Raw genomic sequence first — 17,415 nt, forward strand, 5'->3', positions numbered from 1 at the left:
GCCCATGAATTGCGCAGCCCACTAACAGCGATCAAGACCCACCTGCAAGTGGCGCGCATGACCGACGGCGCGGCCCGGGATCAATCCCTGGCCCGGGCCGAAGAGGGCGCCGATCGCCTGCACCGGACCCTTGAGCAATTGCTGTTGCTGGCGCGGGTCGAGGGCAGTCTGTCGTTCGATGACGGCGTGCAATGCAGCGCCGAGCAGGTGGCAAAACTGGCGATTCAGGACGCCGCCAGCGGTGATCGTCAGCGGATCAAATTTCAGATGCCGCCGAAGATCTCTCACGCCCCGGTGCAAATGCCCGCCGTGCTGTCGATCGCCGCGCTGCGCAACCTGCTGGACAACGCGCTGCGGCATACCCCGGGCGACGGCGCGGTGGAGCTGAGTCTGGTAACCACCGGCAACCGCGTGCAGTTTGTGGTTCGGGACCATGGGCCGGGCATTGCCGAAGACGATCTGCAACATTTGACCCAACGCTTCTGGCGCAACGGCCAGAGCACTGGCTGCGGCCTGGGTCTGGCGATTGTCCAGGCGATTGTCCAACGTTGCGGCTGTACGTTGCATTTCGACAGTCGGCCGGATGGGTTGCGGGTTGAGTTGACGATGCCTTTGCAACCCATCTGATCACCCCCCAATTCCCTGTGGGAGCGAGCTTGCTCGCGATGACGGTCTGTCAGTCACATCAATACTGGATGTGCCGCCGCTATCGCGAGCAAGCTCGCTCCCACAGGGGTTCTATGTCGCACATCAAATGTAACTTCTCTCCATTGGCATTTAAGCCGTCCCCGGCGCTATCGTCCCCGGCAGCTTTTTCTCAATGGATTGAGGTAACAGCGCCATGGATGCACCCCTACACATTTGCAAGGCAACCCCCGCCGACGCCGGCATCATCAGCCGCATCGTCGAGCGCTCCATCCGCGTCGGTTGCGCGCTCGACCATCGCAACGATCCGCTCACCGTCGCCACCTGGACCCACAACAAAACCATCGAACACGTGCAGCCCTGGTTGGCCGACGAACGGTTGTACCTGAACATCGCCCTGTTGCACGACAAACCGGTCGGCGTCGCGATGGCTGCGATCAGCGGCAAGGTCGCGTTTTGTTACGTGCAACCGGAATGGTTTCGTCGCGGGGCCGGGCAAGCGCTGGTGCACAACCTTGAAGGCTGGTTGACCGATCAGGGTTTGCGCCAGGCCCGACTCAACAGCACCCGCACCAGTGAAGCGTTTTACCGTCATCTGGGTTACCAGCCTTGCGCCGAAACCTTCGCCGTAGCCGGGCTCCACGCGATTCCCATGCACAAAGCGCTGCCACCACCTTCATAGAAAGCTGATCGAGGGTCTAAATCCTCGGCGCCCTGATGCGTTTCCAGAACAGGAAAACCTTATTGAGGGGTCGAGAGATGTCAGTCGCTACCAGCCTTATGGAAGATCAGTCGGCCCGGATCACTCCGGCGCCGACCGAGACGCTTTATCAGTTCAACGAATCGCCGCTGCTGGCCCGTCAAAACCAGCAGGAATCGAATGCCCGCAGCTATCCGCGACGCATTCCCCTGGCCCTCAAACGTGCCAAGGGCATTTATGTCGAAGACGTCGAAGGCCGTCGTTTCATCGACTGCCTGGCCGGCGCAGGGACGTTGGCCCTTGGACACAACCATCCGGTGGTGATCGAAGCGATCCAGCAAGTGCTGACCGATGAACTGCCACTGCACACCCTCGACCTGACCACCCCGGTCAAGGATCAATTTGTCCAGGACCTGTTCGGTCTGCTGCCGCTGGCTTTGGCCGCTGAAGCCAAGATCCAGTTCTGCGGCCCGACTGGCACCGACGCGGTGGAAGCCGCGCTGAAACTGGTGCGCACTGCCACCGGACGCAGCACCGTGCTGTCGTTCCAGGGCGGTTATCACGGCATGAGCCAGGGCGCGCTGAGCCTGATGGGCAGTCTGGGGCCGAAGAAACCCTTGGGCGCCTTGCTCAGCAGCGGCGTGCAGTTCATGCCGTATCCCTATGATTACCGCTGCCCGTTCGGGCTCGGCGGCGCGCAAGGTGTGAAGGTCAATCTCAACTACCTGGAAAACCTGCTCAATGATCCAGAAGCCGGCGTGCAGTTACCCGCAGCGGTGATCGTCGAAGTGGTGCAGGGCGAGGGCGGGGTGATCCCGGCCGATCTCGACTGGCTGCGCGGCCTGCGGCGGGTTACCGAAAAGGCCGGTGTCGCGCTGATCGTCGACGAGATTCAGAGCGGTTTTGCCCGCACCGGCAAGATGTTCGCCTTCGAGCACGCCGGGATCATTCCGGACGTGGTGGTCATGTCCAAAGCCATCGGCGGCAGTCTGCCGCTGGCCGTGGTGGTCTATCGCGACTGGCTCGACACCTGGCTGCCGGGTGCCCATGCAGGGACCTTCCGCGGCAATCAAATGGCCATGGCCGCAGGTTCTGCGGTGATGCGTTACCTGACCGAACACAAGGTCTGCGAGCACGCTGCCGCCATGGGCGAACGCCTGAGCGAACACTTGCACATCCTGCAGCGGGACTTCCCGCAACTGGGTGATATCCGCGGTCGCGGCTTGATGCTGGGTGTTGAACTGGTCGATCCGACTGGCGAGCTGGATTCGCTGGGTCATCCGCCGATCTTCGGTCGTCTGGCGCCGCTGGTGCAGCGTGAATGCCTCAAGCGCGGTTTGATCCTTGAACTGGGCGGCCGTCATGGCGGCGTGGTGCGTTTCCTGCCGCCGCTGGTGATTACCGCTTCGGAAATCGATCGGGTGGCCGAGATATTCGGCCGGGCCATGGCTGCTGCCACCGCCAGCCTCTAAATTTGTCAGTCTCTGACACGTTCCTTCTACATAACGGCTGCGCACGCAGTGCAGCCCACCCTACAGCGATGGAGAAACACCATGACTTCAGTATTCGACCGCGAGGACATCCTCTTTCAGGTCGTGGTCAACCACGAAGAGCAGTACTCGATCTGGCCCGACTACAAAGCCGTGCCTGCAGGCTGGCGCACCGTGGGCAAGAGCGGCTTGAAGAAGGAATGCCTGGCTTACATCGAAGAAACCTGGACTGACATGCGTCCGCTGAGCTTGCGCCAGAAGATGGAGGAACAAGCGGCTGTGGCTCATTAAGTCACCGCGCAAAAAGAAGCCCGCTGAACCGATATAGGTCAGCGGGCTTTTTGGTTTTTGAACGTCAAAAGATCGCAGCCTTCGGCAGCTCCTACATTGGGATTGATGTACACCCTGCAGGAGCTGCCGAAGGTTCGGGCCGCGTTCGGACGATCTTTTGATCTTAGGCCGAAGGCCCGTCACTCAACTCCTTGATCAGCAAATCCACATTCCCCTCCAGCTCGGCCACCGGATCCGCCGCATCCACACTCAACACCACCAGGCGACTCCCAGCCTCAGCAATCACCGCTTTCACCGCATCCGACGGTTGTCGGTGATGCAGCACCACCGCAACATCATTGTCCTTGAGCGTCGCACCCAATTGCTTGAGCGCTTCAGGTGACCACTCGGCATCCGGCCGCGCATCTAGGCCGATCAGCTCCAGGTTGAGGCCGCCGATCAGATAGCCAAAGTGATCGCTCAGGCTCATCACACTGAGGTTGTCGACACTGGCCAGCCGCGCTTCGCTGTCGGCGCTGAACTTGAGCAAGCGCTGTTTGAGCGCCGCCAGGTTGGCCTCGATCTTCGGCTTGGCCTCGGGCGCCAGGCGCACCAGGTCCGCCGCCATGACGTCCGCCATCCGCCCCATGTTGTTGCTGGAAAACCACGGCTGACTGTTCAATCCATCAACCTTGTTGCCCGGCTGCACGGCGATGCCGGGCAGGGCGCCGTCCACCGGGCGGGCGGCGTCGACCTCGACGATGCGGATGTTGTTACGCCGGGAGATCGGGTAAAGCGGATCATCCGCCCACAGCGAACGCAGACCAATCACTGCATCGGCGTCGGTCGCCAGTTTGGCCAGCGCCGGAGCGCCACGACCTGTGAAGTACGCGGTCTGACGGCTACCGGGCAGGTTCGCCGGCGCGGCACGTTCAAGGTTGACGTCGGTGCCTTTGAGCAGGACTTCGCCCAGGCCATAAGTGATCGGCAAGGACGCCAGCACGCGTAACGGTTTGGCGCTGTCAGCCGCAAAAGTTGTGTTGACCAGCCCGTACAAGGTCAATGTGAAGGTCAATGCCAGGGTCAATTGACGCAGAGAAAAAGACATTTATCCGAGATTCCCTTTCAGACTGGGGACAACGCCACGCGCAATGGCGGCGAGAGCGAAGGCGATACCGGCCACCAGAATGATCGCGGCGCCGGACGGGATAGGCAGGTCGAAGACAATCGGCGCGAGAATCCCGCATAGCGTGCTGACCGTGGCGATCAGCACCGAGCACCAGAAAAAACCCTTGAGCGACTGGCTGAGCAAACGCGCCGCCGCCGCTGGAATCACCAACAGGGCGCCGACCAGAATCGCGCCGATGACTTTCACCGCGGCCACGGTGATCAGCGTCACCAGAATCACAAACAGATAATCCAGCGTCTTCACCGCCACACCGCGAACCGCCGCCAGTTGCGGGTTGAAACTGGCCAGCATGATGCGGTTGTACAGCGGCAAGGCCAGCGCCATGACCAGCGAACCAACGATGGCCAACACCAGCAAATCATTGCCGTTCACCGTCAGCACCGAACCGAACAGCACGTTTTCAAGGATGTGTACGTTGATCTTGCCCGCCAGAATCAGCAGCAGACTGGCACCCAGCGCCAACGACACCGACAGAAACACACCGATCAACGTATCCGGCGCCAGACCCGTGCGGTTGCGCAGGTAGTTCAGCAAGATGCCGAACAACAAGCAGTAGCCGAACAGGCTGCCGTAAGGTCCGGTGTAAGGTTCGCCCAGCAGAATGCCGATGGCCACGCCGGTCAACGCTGCGTGGCCTACCGCTTCAGAGAAAAATGCGAAACGCTTGACCACCACCAACGTCCCCAAACCGCCCAGCACCGGGCCGATCAGCAAGCCGGCGAGCAATGCGTTGACCACAAATCCATAGGCCAGCGCCTCGGGCAAGTAACCCGACGAGGCCCACCCCTGGACCATCAAACGAAAGGCTTCGTAACTCATCAGGCAGCGCTCCGTGGATGGGTCGAGAACAGAGTCAGCAATCGTTCCGGAGTCAGCGCCTGTTTCGGCGTGGCATCGAACAGTACCCGGCGATTGAGCCCGGTGACGCGATCTGCCAGCCGTCCAACCGCTTCCAGATCATGCTCGATCCACAGCACGGTGATTCCGCTTTGACGCCAGTCGCCGAGCAGCCGTTCGAACACCTGAATTCCCGCCTCATCCAAAGCCGACATCGGTTCATCCAACACCAACAATTGCGGCGCCGGAATCAAACCCTGAGCCAGCAACACACGCTGACGCTCACCGCCGGACAACGCACCCATGCGCCGCTTGCGTTTGTCCTGCATGCCGACCCGTTCCAGGGCTTCGCCAATCGCGGCGGCGTAATGCTTGCTCAATCCGAGGAACGCCGGACGCCGCTGGCACATCGCGGCCATGAAGTCGTCGACGGTCATTGGTAGGCCGCGGTCGAATTCCAGAGCTTGAGGCACGTAGCCGATGGTTCCCGGGGTGCCGGGCCATTGCAGACTCAAGCGACCCTGATGGGGCATTTGCCCCAACAGCGTCTTGATAAGCGAACTCTTGCCACCACCGTTTGGGCCGACCAGCGCATGCACGCTGCCGGGCTGGACCTGAAACGTCACGTTGTCGAGGATCGTCGTGCGGCCCAGCGTCAGGCTGACCTCCGCAAAATCCAGCGTCGGCCCCGAAACCTGTGGGAGCGACGGTGCGACGATTCGACTTGCTCGCGATAGCGGAGTGTCATCGAACATTGATGGCGACTGATCCACCGCTATCGCGAGCAAGCTCGCTCCCACAGGGGATTCAGATTCCTTCAGGATGGGGTTCGGTGTGCTGAGTGTTTCTTTCGCCGTCATGCCCCGGACTCCTGAATTGCCCGGACCACCGTGTTGAGGTTGCCGGTCATTTCCTTTTCGTACTTGTCGGCGGTGTATTCGCCATAGGAAATGTGCGACAGCGGGTACAACTTCACGCCGGACTCACGCTGGATGGTCTCGACGTAGGTGGACGGAAAATCCATCTCCGAGAAGATCACTTTCACGTCCAGTTCACGCAGTTGATCGATGGTCTTTTTCAGCTGGCTCGGGCTCGGTTCGATGCCGTGCGCCGGTTCGACCACAGCGGTCACTTCCAGGCCGAATTCGCGCAGCAAATAGTCGTAAGCCGCGTGAACCGTGGCCACTCGCAGTTCGGCGTTCGGCGCCTGGGTCAGCTTCGCCAGGGCGTCGGCGCGCATCTGCCGCAGGCGTTTGCCGTAGGCGCGGGCGTTCTGGGTGTAGATCTTGGCGTTGGCCGGGTCGAGCTTGCCCAGTTCCCGGGCGATGTTGTTGACCTGGGCAATCGAGGCGCTGATCGACAGGAACGTGTGCGGGTTTACAACCTTGCCGGCGCCGCGAGCGGCGACGCCGGTGGCGGCCAGCAACGGCACGTTTTCGTTGGCTTCGATCACCGGGATGTTCGGGGTTTCGCTGGCGGCGATCATGCGGTCGGCAAAGTCGTCATGGCCGACGCCGTTGAGCACGACCACGTCCAGACCGCTGATGCGTTTGATGTCTTCGGCGCGGGGCTCGTAGGCATGCGGGTTGAAACCGGCGGGAATCAGCGGCACCACCTCGGCCTTGTCACCGACGATGTTCGCCACGTAGCTGTAATAAGGGTGCAGGGTGATGCCGATGCGCAGGCGCTTGGCCTCGTCGGCACTGGCTAGCGGGGTCAGCAGACAAGCCAGTAAACCGACCAACATCAGGCGCAAGAAAGAACGTTGAGATGAAATAGGCATGGGAAAGCGGTCTTCTCTCGGGTGAAGGCGAGGGTTCAGTGCCGGTGCTGGCGGGTCACGCCGGCATCGAATTGCGCGACGATCTGCTGCCAGCCGGCGCTTTCCAGCGCGGCGTCGGTGAGATCGGTCGGGGCCGCGAGGGCTTTGCCGCGGTTAAGCCAGACGTCCGGCGCATCGTCGTCAGCGGTCAAGCGCATCAGAAACGAACCCGCCACGGTGGCCGTCTGGCTCTGGCCGAAGTAAGCCTTGGCGTCGAGCAATTGCCAGGCATGACCGCCGCGGCTGACGGAACTGGCGTCCTGGGCGAACGGCGCAAAACCCTCATCGGCGAGGGCGGCGGGGGCGGGTAGCGCCTGTTGCTCCTGACGCAGCAGATGAATTTCGTCGAGCGTCACCCGCAGGTCGGCGTAGATGCCTTGCTCGGACGCGCTCAAGTCACGGCGGGCATCCAGTTGATGGCTGCCAACGCTGCTGACTTCCTGAGACTCACCGCGCCAGGCGACCACCGAGCCGGCAACAGCGAGGATCATCAGGCACAACAGCGACACATAGAGGGTTTCATGGCCGGCACCGGCCGGGCGGACGATTTGCGTAGTCGGCGTACTCATGGGGCTTCGATGTCCGCTTGGTCAATCTCGACGACGTGGCCGGGGCCGGCATCGAACAGCACGTAGAACTCGGCGCCGGGCTTCTTGAAAGTCAGGGTTGAATCGGCGCCGAGCTTGCCCGGCACCAGGATGGTTTCGTCATAGCCGATCACGTCCAGGGTCACCCCCGGCGCGCCGCTGCCGTCGGAGAAACCGCCGGTGCATTTGATCTGCTCGGCGTCGATGGCTGTGCATTCGCACATCGGGTTGTGGGCCAGGGCGCTGGCGCTGAAACCGGCGCAGAGCACCAGTAGCACGGCACTTAGAGGACGTATAACGTTGATCATGGTTTGCCTCCTTGTTGGTTCAGCCAGGCGAGGGTGGCCGGGGATGCCTGGCTCAGGGGGACGGAGGCCTGATGCATGGCGCCGTCCCAGCCTTCCATGGTGATCCAAAGCTCGGCGTCGGCTTTGGTCTTCTCGGGGATCGGCAACATCGCGCCCATGCGGTACGGCGTGCCGAAGAAAATCACCCCGGCAGCCCGCAGGCTGCGCGGTTTACCAATGCGCAGGTACGTCGCCTTGACCTGATCGCGACAGGTGTCGCACAGCGCCGCGTTGAAGCTTTTCATATAGCCGGCCGGACCATCGAGGGTCGGTGATTCGTTGCGCAACTCGGCCAGGCGCAGGCTCCAGGGCCCCACCTGAACCTCGCCGATTTCCCGCTCACCCAGGCCGGTGTCACCGCGAAACAGCGCAGCGTCGGCGAAGTACTTGGGCATAAAACCCAGCGGCACCAGCAACAGCAGAACATTGATGTGGAAGCGCCATTTGTGCCACAAACGACTCAGTTTCGAAGCCGGTTTATCAGCGATGAACAGACTCATTGGCTGACCTCCGTGGTTTCACGGCTGTTGGCCGGAGCGGTCTGACTGCGCGGGCGTTTGTTGCTGCGCTTGAGGGCGTTGGCCGTGGCCAGGGCGGTGCGCTTGGTCCAGATCAACAGGCCGCTGAGAACCATCATGCTCAGGATCAGGCCGAAGAAGAACCAGATCAGCTTGATCCAGATGCCGCCGAAATCCCCGGTGTGCAGCGGACGCATGGATTCGGTCACCAGCTCCAGGCCGGAACGGTCCGACAACAGGCGGGTGGCGGCGATGTCGCCGGTATACGGGTTGATGTCCGCGGTCTGGAACATCAGCGGATACCAACTGCGTCCGCCTACCGAGAGATAGCTATAGGCATTGGCAGGCAGGCTGACGAAGCTGTCGTTCAGGCCGGGAATACGTTCCTTGGCTTCGCGGATTGCTGTTTCCAGGCTGATCATCGGCGCTGGCGAACCGTCGGCAGTCAGCGGGACACTTTCACGCGGGACCACGGCAGCGACCGGCGCGGTGGAAATCGAAATCTGGTTATCGAACATGAACGCCTGAATCAGAAACCAAGTGCTGGTGATGGAAATCACCGCGATGAACCAGATCGACCAGATGCCGCTGAGGCGATGAAAGTCGCCCCAGAAAATCCGTGCACCGTGACGAATGCGCAACGTCGGTCGCAAGAAACCTTTCCAGAAGCGCTTGTAGACCACCAGCCCGGTGACCAACGACGCCAGCAGCGGCAGGCTCAGGAATGACACCAGGTACCAGCCCCAGCTGTAACCGTTGGTGAACGGCACCAGCCACCAGCCATGCAGGGCGCGGGTAAACGCCTTGAAATTGAATTGCGGGGCAGTGCCCTGAATGACGCCGCTGTAGGGGTTGACGTAAACCGTCATCGAGCGACCGTCGGGGTAGCTGACGTCCACGTCGAGGGCAAAGTGCGATTCATCGGGCCGGCTGATGCCTTCGACCAGTGTGTTCGGCTCCGCTTTTTTGATCGCGGCGATGATTTGGTCGTAACTGAGCAGCGGCGCATCGTCCGAGGGTTGGCTGGCGCGCATTTGCGGGTTGGCCAGCCAGACGATTTCCTGGCTGACCACCGCCAGGGTGCCGGTCACGCAGACGATCAGTACGAAAAACCAGATCGGCAATGCCAGCCAGCTGTGGACCAGAAACCAGAGTTTTGAACGGGATTTCGACATGATTAAAGTCTTGTTTCGATGAGAGGGCCTCTGCTGCGGGCTTCCCAGCGATGAGGTCCATGAAAGGTCGAACCGTGGCTTTTGCCTACGCGGACCGACTGCATCTAAATAAGACGGATGAGCATCGAAAATCCCGAAGGGGGATATGAAAGAAAATGTTTCGCGATATCACTTGGCTGGTTTCTGTAGGAGCGTTGTGCGCAAGGCGCAAAGCGTGGTGTGCTCGTTCATGAAGTGTGTTCAAGGGGATATGCGGTGCCTGTTCGGACGCCATCGCGAGCAAGCTCGCTCCCACAGTTGATCTTGGGTGTTCACAAACAATGTGATCACAGAAGATCCTTGTGGGAGCGAGCTTGCTCGCGATGGGGTCCTGTCAGTCACAGAAGGCTCAACTCTGCTTGAACATCTCCTTCGCCCGCTGCTCAATTTGCTCCTGAGTCAGATCCTCCTTGCGCGTGGCCAGAAACCACAGATGCCCATAGGGATCCTTCAGGGTTCCCGAGCGGTCGCCATAAAACTGATCCTTGACCTCGGACACCACCGTGCCGCCAGCCGCAATCGCCTGTTTATAAGACTTGTCCACATCGTTCACATACAGATGCAGGCCCACGGACGGCGACTTGTCCGGATTGCTCAGCGGACCCTGATCGCACGGCGTGCCAAGCATGATCGGGCAATCGCCGATACGCAGTTCGGCGTGGCCGATGCCGCCATCGGGCATGGACAGGCGCATGACTTCGGTGGCGCCAAAAGCTTTCTTGTAGAACTCGATGGCTTCGGCCGCTTTTTGAATGCCCAGATACGGGGTGATGCTGTGATAACCCTCTGGAATGGGTTTGACGCTCATGATGGTTCTCCCTGTTTTTGTTTTGGGATGAAGGTGGTCCTTCGCCGATTTACAACCTGTGAAGAGTAGTAGGAGCTGCCGAAGGCTGCGATCTTTTGACCTTGGCTGCGGTGCGGTCGACGAAAAATCAAGATCAAAAGATCGCAGCCTTCGGCAGCTCCTACAGGGTGTAAGGCATAACAACGCCACTGTTCAGCCATCAACAGCGAAGCAGCAGATTGCCCGGGTTGCTGATGAAAAAAAACCTCTGAGCGGCCCAGAACCCCCGAAAACATTGGCTCGAACGGCTAGGCACAGAAGCTGCAATGCCCTCTGCTGAACACTGATGCCGAGAGACTTGTATGCCTGAATCTGCCGTTTATCCGATCAACCCACCGGCCGCCCATCGGATCGCCAACGAAGCCGAAGCCTTACGCGTCGCCGAACGTATTGCCGCGGTGTTACTGGAGCAAGACGCCGAGCGCGACCGCTCCCGCCAAGTGCCCGCCGAGATCGTCGATCTGTATTCCAACAGCGGTTTGTGGGGCATCAGCGTGCCGAAAGCATTTGGCGGCGCGCAGGTGTCCTATGCGGTGCTGGCGCAGGTCATCGCGATCATCTCGGCGGCCGATCCGTCCCTGGGGCAAATCCCGCAAAACCACTATTGCCTGCTGGAAGACATTCGCCTGCAAGGCACACCTGAGCAGCAAACGCACTTCTTCGGGCTGGCGCTGCAAGGTCACCGCTTTGCCAATGCCTTGTCGGAAACCGGCGGCAAGAACGTGCAGGACATTCAGGCGACCCTCCGCCGGTACGGCGACGGCCGCCACCCCGGTGCCGCACGCGGAAATCCTCGAATTCGTCAAGCCGACCCTGGCCAAGGAAGGCGTGGACCTCGACATCAAGGTCTTCACTGGCTTTATCCAGCCCAACCAGCAATTGGCGTTAAAGAACCTCGACGCCAACTATTACCAGTACCGGCCATTTCTCGATGACTTCAACAAAACCCGCCATACCGATCTGGTGCCGGTGGTCGGTGTGCACATTGAACCGTTTGGTGCTTACTCGACCAGGATCAAAAGCATCGCCGAACTGAAGGATGGCGCCACGGTGTCGATTCCCAATGACCCGGTGAACACTGGCCGTGCGCTGGTGCTGTTGCACGAAGCCGGTCTGATCAAGCTCAAGGACCCGAGCAACACCCTGGCCACTCAGCGCGACATCATCGAAAACCCCAAGCACCTGAAAATCCGTGAACTGGAAGGTGCGCTGCTGGCCCGTTCGGTGAGTCAGGTGGGCCTGGCGTTTGTCTTCGCCAACTACGCACTGGAAGCGGGGATTGATACCAACAGCGCGTTGATCGTCGAGAAGGGCAAGAGTTTGTACATCGAATTTCTGGTCGCGCGGCCGGACAACATCAACGACCCAGGCTTGCAGAAACTGGCAAAGGCGCTGAATTCCGATGAGGTTCGGCAGTTCATCCTGACTCGCTACAAAGGGCAGATTGCACCGGGGTTCTAAAAACTCATCGACTGACAGGCCGCTTTCGCGAGCAGGCTCGCTCCCACATTTGATCTGTGGCGTTCACAAATCCAGTGTGGGAGCGAGCCTGCTCGCGAAGGCCGCACCGCTATTTCGGACCTGTCCCGGGTTCCAGCAGCTGCGCCCCCGGCCCCTGTTCCCCCAGCACATCGCCAAAGTTGCGTAACGGGCATGCCTCCATCGACAAACATCCACACCCGATGCAGCCATTGAGCCGGTCCCGCAGCAGCACGAGCTGATTGATCCGCTCATCCAGATCCCGACTCCACTGCGCCGACAACACCTTCCAGTCCGCCGCCGTCGGGGCGCGGTTATCTGGCAGGGACTTGAGTGCCTCACCAATCTCCGCCAATGGAATGCCCAATCGCTGAGCCACTTTGATCAACGCCACCCGCCGCAACACTTCCCGGGGATAACGCCGCTGGTTGCCCTGGTTGCGATTACTTTTGATCAAACCCTTGGATTCGTAAAAGTGCAGTGCGGTGACTGCGACGCCGCTACGCGCAGCCACTTGGCCGACGGTGAGTTCTTTATGCAGATTTTCCGAGGTGATCATTTAAAAAATGCCTCTTGACCTCAAGTTAACTCGAGGTTTTACCCTGCAGGCCTTCGGATCGCAAGATCCGGCTTACAGGTGAGTGGGGACTATTCATGCAACTGTCAGAGAAAAATCGCAGCTTCACCCAATTGATTGAATTCGAGATTGAACCCCATCAACAGCCCGCACTGGTGTCGGCGCTTTCGAAGCAGACCGAGCGTCTCGCCCAGGGTTACAGCGGTTTTCTGAGTGCCAGCATCCAGGCCAGCGACGATGGCCGGCGGGTGCTCAACTATCTGCAATGGCAAACACGAGAGGCGGGAGAGGCCGCGTTCAAAAGCTTTGAAAGCGGCGAGCAGGATTTCTGGCAACTGATCCGCGCCCATCAGGCGAAAACCGTGACCTTCGGCTCGTTCCAGGTGCTGCACAGCCTGGAACGCAGCCACGACAACGCACTGCACTGCAATCTGGTGGGTTAGATCGACAGCTGCATGACACGCTCGCCCTGAAGGTTTTCCGTGGCCCGGCGCTTGTTCACCGCCAGTTCGCCGATCTTGATCAGTCGCGTGCGGGTTACGTTGCGGCTCAACCCCAGCAGCGCAGCGGTGTGCACCTGGTTGTAATGGCTGAAGCGATAGGCGGCTCGCAGCAACGCGTCTTCGACTTTCTCGTGCAGCGCACCGGCCTGTTCTTCGAAGAGTTTTTGAAAGGCCCGATCGAGCAGGGCTTCCGGTGAATCGTCGACGTTGCTGTGGTAATCGTCCTGACGCTCGATGCGCATGTTCGACAGCCGCAGGTCGTCGCGTTCGATCACGCCGTTACGGCAGATCAGCAGGGTGTGGTGAATGACGTTTTCCAGTTCGCGGATGTTGCCCGGCCAGCTGTAGCTGCGCAGTTTCAGTTCGGCGTCTTTGCTGATGGTGATGGTGCCGTAGCCGAGGCGCTGGCTGTAGGCTTCGACGAAGTGTCGGGTCAGCGGCAGGATGTCGCCGGGGCGGTCGCGCAGCGGGCTCAATTCCAGGCTGACCACGTCGAGGCGGTAGTACAAATCCTCACGGAAATGCCCGGCGTTGATGGCTTTCTCCAATTGCACGTTGGTCGCCGCCAGCACGCGCACATTGATAGGAATGCTCTTGCGCGAACCCAGTCGCACCACTTCGCGCTCCTGCAACACCCGCAACAACTTGACCTGAATCGCCATCGGCAAATCGCCGATTTCATCGAGGAACAACGTACCGCCATCGGCCTCCTCGAACCAGCCGGCCTTGGCGCTCAGCGCACCGGTGAAGGCACCTTTTTCATGGCCGAACAACTCGGCCTCCACCAGGGATTCAGAGAACGCGCCGCAGTTCACTGCCACAAAAGGCCGGTTACGGCGGGCGCTGAGGTTGTGGATATGTCGCGCCACCAACTCCTTGCCGGTGCCGGTTTCGCCGATGATCAGCACGCTGGCTTCACTCGGTGCGACTTGTTGAATGTGGGCGAGCAAGGCTTGGGATTTAGGGTCTTCGAACACCTGCGCCGTGGCGCGGATCGAGGTGGCCAGAGCGGGCGAGGGCGGTAAGGTCAGCAGTTGCATGGGCAAGCTCCATGAATAGAAGGCTATGAATAGAAAGTCGGGATCGGCAGGGACTGGTTGAGCGCCCAGTCACCCAGTTCATGGAGTTTGTAATCCACCGGGTCATGCAGGGTTTGCGTGCGCAGGTTGCGCCAGTGGCGATCCAGTCGCAGTGAGGCATGGGTCGAACGGGCGCCAGTCACTTCGAACAGCCGGCTGCAGAGCTCCAGACCGTTGCGGGTGGCAGCGACCTTGGCCGTGGCGATGGCGTTAGCGAGATGTCCACGTTCTTCGGCGCTGAGGTTCGGGCCTTTGGCCCAGGCCTTGTCGAGCAACCCGGCAGCGCGCTCCACCAGCAGTCGAACACTTTCGAGGGCGACCCAGAATTCGCCGTAGTGGCCGAGTACATAAGGATCCTGACGCACATCCTGAGCATTGGATTTGTGCCACGGACGGGTCTCGGTGAGGGTGTATTGCCGCGCTTCTTCGAAGGCACCCTCGGCGATGCCGAGGAACATGTGTGTGAAGGTCAGCTGGGCAATCAACGGCCGGAGGCAGGCGAATGGCGTACTCAGCGGACCCGGATCGAGCAGCAGTTCCGACTCTTCGACTCGTACCCGTTCGAATGTCGCGCTGCCGCTGTCGGTCTGGCGCTGGCCCATGTTGTTCCAGTCGTTATGCAAGGTGATGCCGCTGCGACCGCTGGGAATCGCGGCGATCAACAGCTTGCCGCCAGCGCTTTCGTCCACCGCCGAGGCAATCAGCATTTGCGAATCGCTGGCGCCGGAGCAGAAACTTTTCTTGCCGGAAAATTCACGCCAGTCACCGAGGTTCTTCACCACGGTGCGGGTGTCCAGCGGGTTCAGGGCGTTACCCCAGAACCAGTTTTTGCGTGCGGTCTGTTCGAACCATGGCTGCCACTGCTCGGGGCGGGCGAACAGGCGCACGGTGGCGAGCATCAGGTGATGGAAGCCGAAGACATGGGCAATTGAACTGTCGACCTTGGCGAATTCGCGCACGATGGTCAGGGTGTCACTCCAGCTGGCGCCGAGGCCGCCGTACTGGGTGGGAATACTTAACGCGAGCAGACCGCTGTGGCGCAAGGCATCACGTTCGGCTTTGGGCGTACCGCCACGTTCATCGCGCTCGACAGCGGTCAGGGCAAACTCGGCAGCCAATCGGCGGGCGGTTTGCAAAGGGGATAGCAGGGCGCTTTGCGGCTTGGCAGTCACACGGAATTTCCTATGTGTCGATGGACCACTGTAGGAGCTGCCGCAGGCTGCGATCTTTTGATCTTGATCTTTAACATCAAAAGATCGCAGCCTCGTTTCACTCGTCAGCTCCTACAGGGGCGGGGCGGATCCGGCGGGCAGGATCAGGCTTTGGCGTGAGCCGGGAGCACATCATTGGCGATCATTTCGCCAAACGGCCCGGTGAGATTAGTGACGCCGCGCCCCGCAAGGCTGGCGTACGGCTCAGGCAACAGCGGGAACACCAGCTCGGCAAAACGGTAAGCCTCTTCGAGGTGCGGATAGCCGGAGAAGATAAAACTCTCGATTCCCAGGTCCGCGTACTCCTTGATTCGCGCCGCCACTTGCTGCGGATCGCCCACCAACGCCGTCCCGGCGCCGCCACGCACCAGACCGACACCGGCCCAGAGGTTGGGGGAGATTTCCAGGTTGTCACGACGCCCGTCATGCAACGCCGCCATGCGCCGCTGACCTTCGGAATCGAAACGCGAGAACGACTTCTGCGCTGCCGCGATGGTCTCGTCGCTGATGTGCTCGATAAGTTTGTCAGCCGCTTTCCAGGCCTCTTCAGCGGTCTCGCGGACGATCACGTGCAAGCGAATCCCGAACTTCACCGTGCGACCGTTTCGCGCGGCACGTTCACGCACATCGGCCAGTTTTTCCGCCACGGCGGCGGGTGGTTCGCCCCAGGTCAGGTAGACATCAACCTGCTCGGCGGCCAGTTCATGCGCTGCCTCGGAAGAACCGCCGAAGTACAGCGGCGGATAGGGTTTTTGCACCGGCGGATACAGCGCCTTGGCATTCTGCACTTGCAGGTGTTTGCCTTCGAAATCCACCGATTCGCCTTGCAGTACCCGGCGCCAGATTTTCAGGAATTCATCGGTCACTTCGTAGCGTTCGCTGTGATCGAGGAAGATGCCGTCGCCACGGTTTTCATCCGGGTCACCGCCCGTGACCACGTTGATCAGCAAGCGGCCATTGGACAGTCGATCCAGTGTCGCGGCCATGCGCGCCGAGACCGTCGGCGAGATGATCCCCGGCCGGATCGCTACCAGATAACGCAGGCGTTCGGTCAGCGGCACCAGCGCCGAAGCAATCACCCACGAATCCTCGCAGGAGCGTCCGGTGGGAATCAGCACGCCGTGGTAGCCGAGGCTGTCGGCCGCCTGAGCCACTTGTTTCAGGTAGCTGAGTGTCACCGGGCGAGCGCCCTGAGTGGTGCCCAGGTAATGGCCGTCGCCGTGAGTCGGCAGAAACCAGAAAACATCCATGAAGAAATCCTTAAGCGATTTTCAGCAGATTTTTGGGGTGCACGCCAAACAACGGCGCGGCGCGTTCTGCAGCCAGTTGTATGCGGGCCTTGAGAAGTTCACTGGTTATTTGGTAATTGGAGAAATCGGCTTCGGTGGCATAGACGCCAATCGGCAAGGTCAATGCCTGGAAGAAACTGAACAGCGGCCGCAATTGGTGATCGAGCACCAGCGCATGGCGTTCGCTGCCTCCGGTGGCGGCCAGCAATACCGGCGTGTCGATCAATGCATTGAGGTCGATTAGGTCGAACAGATGCTTGAGCAGTCCAGGGTAAGAGCCGCGATAGACCGGTGCGGCGACGATCAGCAGGTCGGCGTTCTCGATCGCTTGCAGCTCGGCTTCGATCTCGGCGCTCAATTCCTGGCGGGACAGTGCGGCGCCCAATGGTCGGGCGATGTCACCCAGTTCAATCAGCTTGCTTTCAATCGGCAATTGCTCGGCCAGTTGCGCCAACAGCGCCTGGGTCAGCACCAACGTGCGGGACGGACGCCAGGTACCGCCGGAGAGGGCAACGACTTTCAATGGACGCGACATGATCAGTTCCTTTTTAAACAGTTGCTCAGGGAGCAGTGAGTAGTCACTGACACAGAGCAAGAGCTGTTCCAATCCCTCGGAGCCTCGATTTACGGGGCTTTCAGCGTGTTGAACCGTAGAGGCTGTTCGATTAGCAGGGCTGTTTGTTGAATGACTGTTGCGTGACAAACAGTTGCGTAGGCAACAGTGCGTGATGCGATGGAGTTGTTATAAAGGCTTGCTGTTATTCCGCAAAAGATCATTAAAATATATTTATAGATCTTATAGGTATATAAA

21 protein-coding genes and 1 pseudogene are annotated in these 17,415 nt (G+C 60.2%); 7 read left to right on the forward strand and 15 right to left on the reverse strand.

All coding sequences use genetic code 11. From position 1 onward, the window contains the following. The 4 genes from WLY71_RS23385 to WLY71_RS23400 all read left to right on the forward strand — a co-directional run. A partial coding sequence (locus WLY71_RS23385; RefSeq protein ID WP_347805432.1) for a sensor histidine kinase occupies positions 1–627 on the forward strand: 627 nt, incomplete at its 5' end. 214 nt (positions 628–841) lie between these two features. Next, positions 842–1,327, forward strand: coding sequence for a GNAT family N-acetyltransferase (locus tag WLY71_RS23390; protein WP_347805433.1), 486 nt, complete (start codon positions 842–844; stop codon positions 1,325–1,327). A gap of 77 nt (positions 1,328–1,404) precedes the next feature. After that, positions 1,405–2,817, forward strand: coding sequence for an aspartate aminotransferase family protein (locus WLY71_RS23395; RefSeq protein ID WP_347805434.1), 1,413 nt, complete (start codon positions 1,405–1,407; stop codon positions 2,815–2,817). Positions 2,818–2,898: 81 nt separating this feature from the next. After that, a complete protein-coding gene (locus WLY71_RS23400) occupies positions 2,899–3,126 on the forward strand; it encodes an MbtH family protein (RefSeq protein WP_008152757.1) in 228 nt (75 codons plus the stop codon). 163 nt (positions 3,127–3,289) lie between these two features. Here WLY71_RS23400 and WLY71_RS23405 read toward each other — a convergent pair whose 3' ends face one another. From WLY71_RS23405 to WLY71_RS23445, 9 genes are all read right to left on the reverse strand, one after another. Continuing rightward, entirely contained in the window at positions 3,290–4,213 is a 924-nt protein-coding gene (locus WLY71_RS23405) for a metal ABC transporter substrate-binding protein (RefSeq protein WP_347805435.1), read from the reverse strand. Next, on the reverse strand, positions 4,214–5,113 hold the full coding sequence (locus WLY71_RS23410) for a metal ABC transporter permease (protein ID WP_003226663.1): 900 nt from the start codon (positions 5,111–5,113) through the stop codon (positions 4,214–4,216). It abuts the gene before it with no gap. After that, the gene (locus tag WLY71_RS23415) at positions 5,113–5,991 is read right to left on the reverse strand and encodes a metal ABC transporter ATP-binding protein (RefSeq protein ID WP_347805436.1); all 879 of its coding nucleotides are present in this window, start codon (positions 5,989–5,991) and stop codon (positions 5,113–5,115) included. Before WLY71_RS23415 ends, WLY71_RS23410 begins: the two co-directional genes overlap by 1 nt. Beyond that, complete coding sequence (locus WLY71_RS23420; RefSeq protein WP_347805437.1) at positions 5,988–6,914, reverse strand: metal ABC transporter substrate-binding protein; 927 nt, start codon at positions 6,912–6,914, stop codon at positions 5,988–5,990. Before WLY71_RS23420 ends, WLY71_RS23415 begins: the two co-directional genes overlap by 4 nt. A 35-nt stretch (positions 6,915–6,949) precedes the next feature. Then, the gene (locus WLY71_RS23425) at positions 6,950–7,522 is read right to left on the reverse strand and encodes a DUF6162 family protein (RefSeq protein WP_347805438.1); all 573 of its coding nucleotides are present in this window, start codon (positions 7,520–7,522) and stop codon (positions 6,950–6,952) included. Further along, positions 7,519–7,848, reverse strand: coding sequence for a hypothetical protein (locus WLY71_RS23430; protein WP_347805439.1), 330 nt, complete (start codon positions 7,846–7,848; stop codon positions 7,519–7,521). The genes WLY71_RS23425 and WLY71_RS23430 overlap by 4 nt, the downstream gene beginning before the upstream one ends. Beyond that, the gene (locus WLY71_RS23435; RefSeq protein ID WP_347805440.1) at positions 7,845–8,387 is read right to left on the reverse strand and encodes a thiamine pyrophosphate-binding protein; all 543 of its coding nucleotides are present in this window, start codon (positions 8,385–8,387) and stop codon (positions 7,845–7,847) included. Before WLY71_RS23435 ends, WLY71_RS23430 begins: the two co-directional genes overlap by 4 nt. Continuing rightward, positions 8,384–9,583 (reverse strand): PepSY-associated TM helix domain-containing protein, encoded by a 1,200-nt coding sequence (locus WLY71_RS23440; RefSeq protein ID WP_347805449.1) that lies wholly within the window; start codon positions 9,581–9,583, stop codon positions 8,384–8,386. The genes WLY71_RS23435 and WLY71_RS23440 overlap by 4 nt, the downstream gene beginning before the upstream one ends. Before the next feature lie 385 nt (positions 9,584–9,968). Further along, on the reverse strand, positions 9,969–10,427 hold the full coding sequence (locus tag WLY71_RS23445) for a VOC family protein (protein WP_347805441.1): 459 nt from the start codon (positions 10,425–10,427) through the stop codon (positions 9,969–9,971). 341 nt (positions 10,428–10,768) lie between these two features. Between WLY71_RS23445 and WLY71_RS23450 the strand changes: the two are divergent. After that, positions 10,769–11,230 (forward strand): annotated as a pseudogene (locus tag WLY71_RS23450) (acyl-CoA dehydrogenase family protein); the annotation flags it as partial. Next, complete coding sequence (locus WLY71_RS23455) at positions 11,160–11,927, forward strand: MetQ/NlpA family ABC transporter substrate-binding protein (protein WP_425589957.1); 768 nt, start codon at positions 11,160–11,162, stop codon at positions 11,925–11,927. The pseudogene WLY71_RS23450 and the gene WLY71_RS23455, both read left to right, overlap by 71 nt. A gap of 109 nt (positions 11,928–12,036) precedes the next feature. Here WLY71_RS23455 and soxR read toward each other — a convergent pair whose 3' ends face one another. Then, the gene (gene soxR, locus WLY71_RS23460) at positions 12,037–12,504 is read right to left on the reverse strand and encodes a redox-sensitive transcriptional activator SoxR (protein ID WP_347805443.1); all 468 of its coding nucleotides are present in this window, start codon (positions 12,502–12,504) and stop codon (positions 12,037–12,039) included. Between the two features lie 95 nt (positions 12,505–12,599). Between soxR and WLY71_RS23465 the strand changes: the two genes are divergently transcribed. After that, positions 12,600–12,965, forward strand: a complete 366-nt coding sequence (locus WLY71_RS23465; protein ID WP_347805444.1) for an antibiotic biosynthesis monooxygenase — start codon at positions 12,600–12,602, stop codon at positions 12,963–12,965. On the opposite strand, the gene WLY71_RS23470 is transcribed toward WLY71_RS23465, so the two are convergent. The 5 genes from WLY71_RS23470 to WLY71_RS23490 all read right to left on the reverse strand — a co-directional run. Beyond that, positions 12,962–14,065 (reverse strand): sigma-54 interaction domain-containing protein, encoded by a 1,104-nt coding sequence (locus tag WLY71_RS23470; protein ID WP_347805445.1) that lies wholly within the window; start codon positions 14,063–14,065, stop codon positions 12,962–12,964. The genes WLY71_RS23465 and WLY71_RS23470 overlap by 4 nt on opposite strands. Positions 14,066–14,088: 23 nt before the next feature. Next, positions 14,089–15,276, reverse strand: a complete 1,188-nt coding sequence (locus WLY71_RS23475; protein WP_347805446.1) for an acyl-CoA dehydrogenase family protein — start codon at positions 15,274–15,276, stop codon at positions 14,089–14,091. Positions 15,277–15,419: 143 nt separating this feature from the next. Beyond that, the gene (gene ssuD / locus WLY71_RS23480) at positions 15,420–16,565 is read right to left on the reverse strand and encodes an FMNH2-dependent alkanesulfonate monooxygenase (protein WP_347805447.1); all 1,146 of its coding nucleotides are present in this window, start codon (positions 16,563–16,565) and stop codon (positions 15,420–15,422) included. A 10-nt stretch (positions 16,566–16,575) separates the two neighbouring features. Then, complete coding sequence (gene msuE / locus WLY71_RS23485) at positions 16,576–17,139, reverse strand: FMN reductase (protein ID WP_283181095.1); 564 nt, start codon at positions 17,137–17,139, stop codon at positions 16,576–16,578. A gap of 89 nt (positions 17,140–17,228) precedes the next feature. Next, positions 17,229–17,415, reverse strand: a 187-nt coding sequence (locus WLY71_RS23490) for a hypothetical protein (protein ID WP_347805448.1), incomplete at its 5' end; no start/stop codon positions are given.

The sequence above is a fragment of the Pseudomonas rossensis genome, from assembly GCF_039888995.1.
In the GTDB taxonomy this organism is placed as follows: domain Bacteria; phylum Pseudomonadota; class Gammaproteobacteria; order Pseudomonadales; family Pseudomonadaceae; genus Aquipseudomonas; species Aquipseudomonas rossensis.